The organism is Mesorhizobium sp. M5C.F.Cr.IN.023.01.1.1, from assembly GCF_003997585.1.
GTDB lineage: Bacteria > Pseudomonadota > Alphaproteobacteria > Rhizobiales > Rhizobiaceae > Mesorhizobium > Mesorhizobium wenxiniae.
Window position 1 is genome coordinate 1 of the sequence record NZ_RZSU01000192.1, and the last position, 6,188, is coordinate 6,188.

At 63.8% G+C, this 6,188-nt stretch carries 7 protein-coding genes and 1 pseudogene; all 8 read left to right on the forward strand.

The features are described 5' to 3' along the window. Positions 1-866 (forward strand): annotated as a pseudogene (locus EOA78_RS34675) (conjugal transfer protein TrbE); the annotation flags it as partial. A 28-nt stretch (positions 867-894) separates the two neighbouring features. After that, a complete protein-coding gene (gene trbJ / locus EOA78_RS34680) occupies positions 895-1,647 on the forward strand; it encodes a P-type conjugative transfer protein TrbJ (protein ID WP_245477995.1) in 753 nt (250 codons plus the stop codon). Beyond that, positions 1,644-1,862: an entry exclusion protein TrbK gene (gene trbK / locus EOA78_RS34685; protein WP_127320149.1), complete on the forward strand. Its 219-nt coding sequence runs from the start codon at positions 1,644-1,646 to the stop codon at positions 1,860-1,862. Before trbJ ends, trbK begins: the two co-directional genes overlap by 4 nt. After that, on the forward strand, positions 1,856-3,055 hold the full coding sequence (gene trbL / locus EOA78_RS34690; RefSeq protein ID WP_127320151.1) for a P-type conjugative transfer protein TrbL: 1,200 nt from the start codon (positions 1,856-1,858) through the stop codon (positions 3,053-3,055). Before trbK ends, trbL begins: the two co-directional genes overlap by 7 nt. 14 nt (positions 3,056-3,069) lie before the next feature. Then, on the forward strand, positions 3,070-3,732 hold the full coding sequence (locus tag EOA78_RS34695; protein WP_127295790.1) for a conjugal transfer protein TrbF: 663 nt from the start codon (positions 3,070-3,072) through the stop codon (positions 3,730-3,732). Positions 3,733-3,749: 17 nt separating this feature from the next. Continuing rightward, complete coding sequence (gene trbG, locus EOA78_RS34700; RefSeq protein WP_127320153.1) at positions 3,750-4,601, forward strand: P-type conjugative transfer protein TrbG; 852 nt, start codon at positions 3,750-3,752, stop codon at positions 4,599-4,601. After that, positions 4,601-5,056 (forward strand): conjugal transfer protein TrbH, encoded by a 456-nt coding sequence (gene trbH / locus EOA78_RS34705; protein WP_127320155.1) that lies wholly within the window; start codon positions 4,601-4,603, stop codon positions 5,054-5,056. The genes trbG and trbH overlap by 1 nt, the downstream gene beginning before the upstream one ends. Before the next feature lie 8 nt (positions 5,057-5,064). Beyond that, positions 5,065-6,188: IncP-type conjugal transfer protein TrbI (gene trbI, locus EOA78_RS34710; RefSeq protein ID WP_127320157.1), on the forward strand; the 1,124-nt coding region annotated here is incomplete at its 3' end.

Sequence of the window (6,188 nt, forward strand, 5' to 3'; positions counted from 1 at the left end):
CCACCGACGGCGACCGCGCATGGGCGGCCGAGTGGATCGAAACGCTCGTCGCGCTGCAGGGCGTCAGCGTCACGCCCGACTATCGCAACGCCATCTCCCGGCAGATCGGTTTGCTGGCGCAGTCGCGCGGTCGCTCGCTCTCGGACTTCGTCTCCGGCGTGCAGATGCGCGAGATCAAGGATGCACTGCACCACTACACGGTCGACGGCCCCATGGGGCAGCTTCTCGACGCCGAGGAGGACGGCCTGTCGCTCAGGGCGTTCCAGTGCTTTGAGGTGGAAGAGCTCATGAACATGGGCGAACGCAACCTCGTACCCGTCCTGACCTATCTCTTTCGTCGTATCGAGAAACGCCTGACAGGAGCGCCCAGCCTCATCCTGCTCGACGAGGCTTGGCTGATGCTCGGGCATCCGACCTTCCGCGATAAGATCAGGGAGTGGCTGAAGGTGCTGCGCAAGGCGAACTGCGCCGTCGTCCTCGCAACGCAGTCCATCTCCGACGCCGAACGCTCCGGCATCATCGACGTTTTGAAGGAAAGCTGCCCGACGAAGATCTGCCTTCCGAACGGCGCTGCGCGCGAGACGGGAACGCGAGAGTTCTACGAGCGGATCGGCTTCAACGAACGGCAGATCGAGATCGTCGCGACCGCTCTGCCGAAACGCGAATACTACGTCGCCTCGCCGGAAGGCCGCAGGCTGTTCGACATGGCGCTCGGTCCTGTCGCCCTCTCCTTTGTCGGAGCGTCCGGCAAGGAGGACCTCAGGCAGATCCGCGCCCTTCATTCCAAGCATGGGGCCGCGTGGCCCCTCGAATGGCTCCAACAGAGGGGGATTGCCGATGTCGCATCATTCTTTCCCAAAGCGTAGCGCCCGTGCCGCGGTTGCCGCGGCGCTGATGCTGGGCACTGCCGTAGCGCCGCCGGTCGCGCATGCCGGCGGCGTGACGGGGCAAGCAACTGAATGGACGCAGCTTGCAAACAATGCCGAGCTCGTCAGCCTCGTCGGCAAGTCGGCCGAGCAGGTCAACAACCAGATCAAGCAGATCACGCAGCTTGCCGAGCAGATCCAGAACCAGCTCAATATCTACAACAACCTGCTGCAGAACACCGCACAGCTTCCGGGCCACATCTGGGGACAGGTCGAGAACGACCTGAAGAGCCTGCAGAACATCGCCGCGCAAGGGCAGGGCGTCGCGTTCTCGATGGGCAATATTGACGACGTATTGAAACAGCGCTTCCAGAGCTTCGCCGACATGAAGGGCAACCTGCCGGATGGCACCAGCTTTTCGTCGAACTACCAGAGCTGGTCAGACACCAACCGCGACACGATCGCCGGAACCTTGAAGGCGGCAAACCTCACGGCGGAGCAGTTCTCGAGCGAGGAATCCACCATGTCTTCTCTGCGCTCGATGTCGGAGAGCGCCGACGGCCAGATGAAGGCGCTGCAGGTCGGCCATCAGATTGCCACGCAGCAGGTCGCGCAGATGCAGAAGCTGCGTGGGCTCGTCTCGCAGCAGATGACCATGATGGGCACATGGTTCCAGTCCGAACAGGCGAGACAGGACCTCGCCCAGGCCCGCCGCGAGCAGTTCTTTAACGCGCCCGACCGCGATATCCGCAGCGGCCAGACGATGGAGCCGCGCTGGTGAGCCCGCGCATCCTCATCGCCCTCGCGGTGGCAGGTATCGTCGCCTTCGGAGCCGGCATGTTGATTTTGGTGGCCGTGCAACCGGACGCCACGACTGAAACGCCGGCGGCGGCGCCGGTCTCCGGCGCGGCACAGCAAGAGCACCGGGAGCGCTTTTTCGGGGGCGATCCGGATCGCGATGTGCGCGGCGGGCAGGAGATGAAGCCGCGATGGTGATTGTCCGCCCCGGCCGCGCGTTTGAGGCGCTGTTCATCGTCATCGCCATCGTGCTGCTCGCGAGCGCGCCGGCGCTTGCACAGCAAGGTTCGGTCCTGACAACACTGGAGAACCAGGTCGTCACCGCCGCAAAGGGCTGGGAGACGACGGTCATGGACGCGGCACGCTCGCTGTTCTGGATCCTCGCCGGCATCGAAGTCGGGATCGCCGCGGTCTGGCTGGCGATCAATGCGGCCAGCCTCGACGCGTGGTTCGCCGAGCTGGTGCGCCGGGTCATGTTCATCGGCCTCTTCGCCTTCATCCTCGATCAGGGACCGTCCTTCGCCAAGGCCGTGGTCGACAGCCTGTTCCAGATCGGCGCCGGCGGCGGCTCGGCTTCGCCGGCGAACATTTTTGACGCCGGCATTCGCGTTGCATCCAAGATGTCCGAGCAGGCGCAGTTCGGCCTGTTCGAGGACAACGCGCTCGCCATCGCCGCGGTCTTCGCAATGGTCGTTGTCGTCGTCTCCTTCTCTCTGGTGGCCGCGATTTTCGTGGCCGTCATGGTGGAGATGTATGTCGGGCTTCTGGCGGGGATGATCATGCTTGGGCTGGGAGGCTCCTCCTACACTAAGGACTTCGCCGTCCGTTACCTGGTCTATGCCTTTTCCGTCGGAATGAAGCTGATGGCGCTCGTGATGATCGCCAAGATCGGCTCGGACATACTTCTCGGCCTGGCCGAGGCGCCGACCGCGACCTCTGACCAGTTCATCACCACGCTCGCCATCGCCGGCATATCGGTCGTCGTGTTCGTCATCGCCATGTACGTCCCTCCGATCATGCAGGGCGTGGTCCAAGGCGCATCGATCGCCGGCGGCATGGAAGCGATCCGGCACGGGGCGCAGGCTGCGACCTTTGCCGCCGGCGGCGCCTTCCTCGGGGCGAGCGCCGCGTCCAAGGGCGCGCAGACGGCGAGCGACGCACGCGCTGGCGGGTCGTCGATGGCGGGTGCCGCACTTCGCGGCATGGCCTCTGGCATCGGCAGCGCCGGATGGGCCGCCGGCTCGGCGGCCAAAGAAAAGGCAATCGCGTCGCCCGGCGCTTATGCGGGCTCTCTTCTGGGGCTTGCCAACGCCAAGCTCGACCAAAGCCGGCAATCGGGCGTGCGGACATCCGCGCGGCCGGTGCCGCCTCCGATCGATGACAGGAAGTGAGGAGACCGTTCGGCATGGCCTCAGGCAATCCGCCCGAAAACCCCTATCTTGCCGCCCGACAGGAGTGGAACGAACGCTATGGCTCCTACGTCAAGGCCGCCGCCGCCTGGCGCCTTGTCGGCATCGCCGGCATGACCATGGCGGTGATCGGCTTTTCCTATGCGCTCTTCCAGAGCACGCAGGTCAAGCTGGTGCCTTATATCGTCGAGGTCGACAAGCTCGGCACTGCCTCGAGCGCCGGCTTTCCGGAGCAGATCGAGTATGCCGATCCCCGCGTCGTCAGGGCAACGCTCGGCAGCTTCGTCTCGAACTTCCGCAGCGTGACGCCGGATGCGGTCGTGCAGAAGCAGTATATCGATCGCACCTATTCGCATCTGAGAACCTCCGATCCGGCCACCGAAAAGGTCAATGCCTGGTTCCGCTCCTCCTCGCCGTTCGAGAAGGCGAAGACCGCGACGGTCGCCATCGAGGTGAACAACATCGTCGCGCTGTCAAACCAGAGCTACCAGATCGACTGGACCGAGTTCGAACGCGACCGCAAGGGCAAGGAGACCGCCGTCCGGCGGTTCCGCGGCGTCGCCACCGTCACGCTTACGCCTCCGCAGGACGAGGCCATCATCCGTTTCAACCCGATCGGTCTCTATCTGCGCGATTTCGACTGGACTGCGCAGCTTTGAAAGGCATGGCCCGCATTATGAGCTTCAGAACCAAAATAGCCCGGGCCACGCTGAACGCCGTCGTGATCGTATCCACGACGATGGCGTCGCGCTTCGTCCTCCCTTCGGAAGCCCTCGCCGATGGAGTTACTGCCAATGAGGCGAAGGGCATCGGCATTTCCGGCCAGTGGCGTGGATCGCGCGGCCTTGTCACGAAAGGCGCGGACGGAAAGGTCGTCTTTCTCTACGGCGAGATCCAGCCCTCGGTCGTATGCTCGCCGCTGCAGGTGTGCGATATCGAGCTTGAGGCCGGCGAGGCTGTGCGCGACGTTCTCGTCGGCGACACGGTACGCTGGAAGGTCGAACCCGCGACCTCCGGGGCCGCCGGTGGCCAGGCGATCCACCTGATCGTCAAGCCCTCCGAGCCAGGCATCATCACCTCGATGGTGGTGACGACTTCCCGACGCACCTATCACATCCAGCTCAAGTCGCATCAGACGCAGTACATGGCGCGCGTCGGTTTCGAATATCCCGAGGACGTGTCAACGAGGCTCGCCGACGTCAACGCCCGCATGGAAGCAAGCTCAATCCCGGGCTCCGGGGTTCCGGCCGAGCAGTTGCAGTTCGGCTATTCGATTTCGGGCAGCGCCGGATGGCGGCCCAGCCGCGTCTACAGCGATGGCGTCAAGACCTACATCCAGTTTCCACGCTCGGTTTCTGGCCAGGACGCGCCGATTCTCTTCGTCGTCTCCGGGGGCCAAAACCGTATCGTCAATTATCGCATGAAGAACGGTATGATGATCGTCGACTATCAGATCGATCAGGCGGTACTCGTCTCCGGCGTCGGCTGGAAACAGGAGAAGGTCACGATCCGGCGGGGAGGGCGGTGATGCCTATCTCCCGCTCGTTTCGCTCGCTCGCCGCCGCGGTCACACTCGTGGTTTTCCTTTCCGGTTGCCAGACCCTCGGCTCGGGCGGCCTCGTCGCCAGCAACGCGCCAGCCGACATCTCGGGCCCGGCCGCAACTTCGATCGCCGGCGATATGGTGAGCCGCCTTGCCGAGCACGTCGGGCCGGGTGGCGGAACCATCGCGTTGAACCAGGATGGCTCGCCGTTCGGGCAAGCTCTGGAGTCGGCCCTCAAGGGATGGGGATACGCAGTCGTCACCGACCAGAAGACCGACAGCGGCACGACGATCGTCCCGCTTGCCTATGTTGTCGAGCCGTTCGAGGGCCAGGTCCTCGCGCGGCTGTCGACGAGCGGTGTCGAGCTTGGTCGTGCCTTTGAGATAACTGCGAAGGGCGCGTCGCCCGCGAGCCCGCTCTCCGTGATGCGTCGCGGGTAGGAGGAGCGATGGTGCAATCTCTTAAACTCGGCGGTGCCCCGAACGAAGGCTCTGAGGCCGGCATCCGGCGCATCAATCGGCTGCCGATCATCATCGTGATTGTGCTGGTCATCGCCTTCCTCGGCGTGATCTTCTACGGTCTCACGTCGCGCGGCCTGCTCGTCCGTCAGAATTCCGGCCCGGGCGACGGTTCTGGCAATCCGGCGTCGACTTTCGCGGATCAGCTCAAGCGAGGTGTAGGCGACGCCATTATCGGAGAACCGCAGCAGACGACGACGCTGCAGCCGACACCTGTGACTCAAAGTGAGAAGCGGTCCGTCAATCCGCTCACGCCACTACCGAGCCGCACGGAAGAGGCGCAGCCCGTACAGGAACTAGAATCCGAACAGGTCTGGCGCGCCCGCCTGCAGCGAGAGCAGGAAGAACAATATCTCCGGGAACGGCATCGCCAGAGGATGGCCCGGCTTCAGGCGAATGACGCGGCCTATGACTCGCCGATCACGGTCGATCGCGGCAGGTTCGACAGTCGGGGAGGGGATACGACCGCTGCGGCCGCCACAACGAACGGGATTTCCGCCGCGACGACGCCTGGCGCAGCATCCGACCTAAATGCGGCAGCTCTGCGCGCTGGTCTCGGCGGGCAGAATGTAGATCCCAACGGCCAGAAGGCCAAGGAGGATTTCTTCAATACCGACCTGAAGGAACTTGGCTACCTGCCGAACCGTGTTGTGCCGCAGCAGTCACCATATGAGCTCAAGCGTGGCTCGGTTATTCCCGCGACATTGATCACCGGCATCAATTCCGACCTTCCCGGTCGCATCACCGCCCATGTGAGCCAGAACGTCTATGATTCAGCAACTGGACATCGCCTTTTGATCCCACAGGGAACGAAGTTGTTCGGACGCTACGACAGCAAGGTGTCGTTCGGCCAGAGCCGCGTGCTCGTCGTCTGGACGGACATCATCTTCCCGAACGGCTCCACGCTCCAGATCGGCGGCATGGCGGGCTCTGATGCTCAAGGCTACAGCGGCTTCCGCGACAAGGTCGACCGGAAGTGGCTTCAGACCTTCGGTTCGGCCATCCTCATCGCGATGATCGGCACGGGCATGGATATGGCAATCCCGCAGAGCTC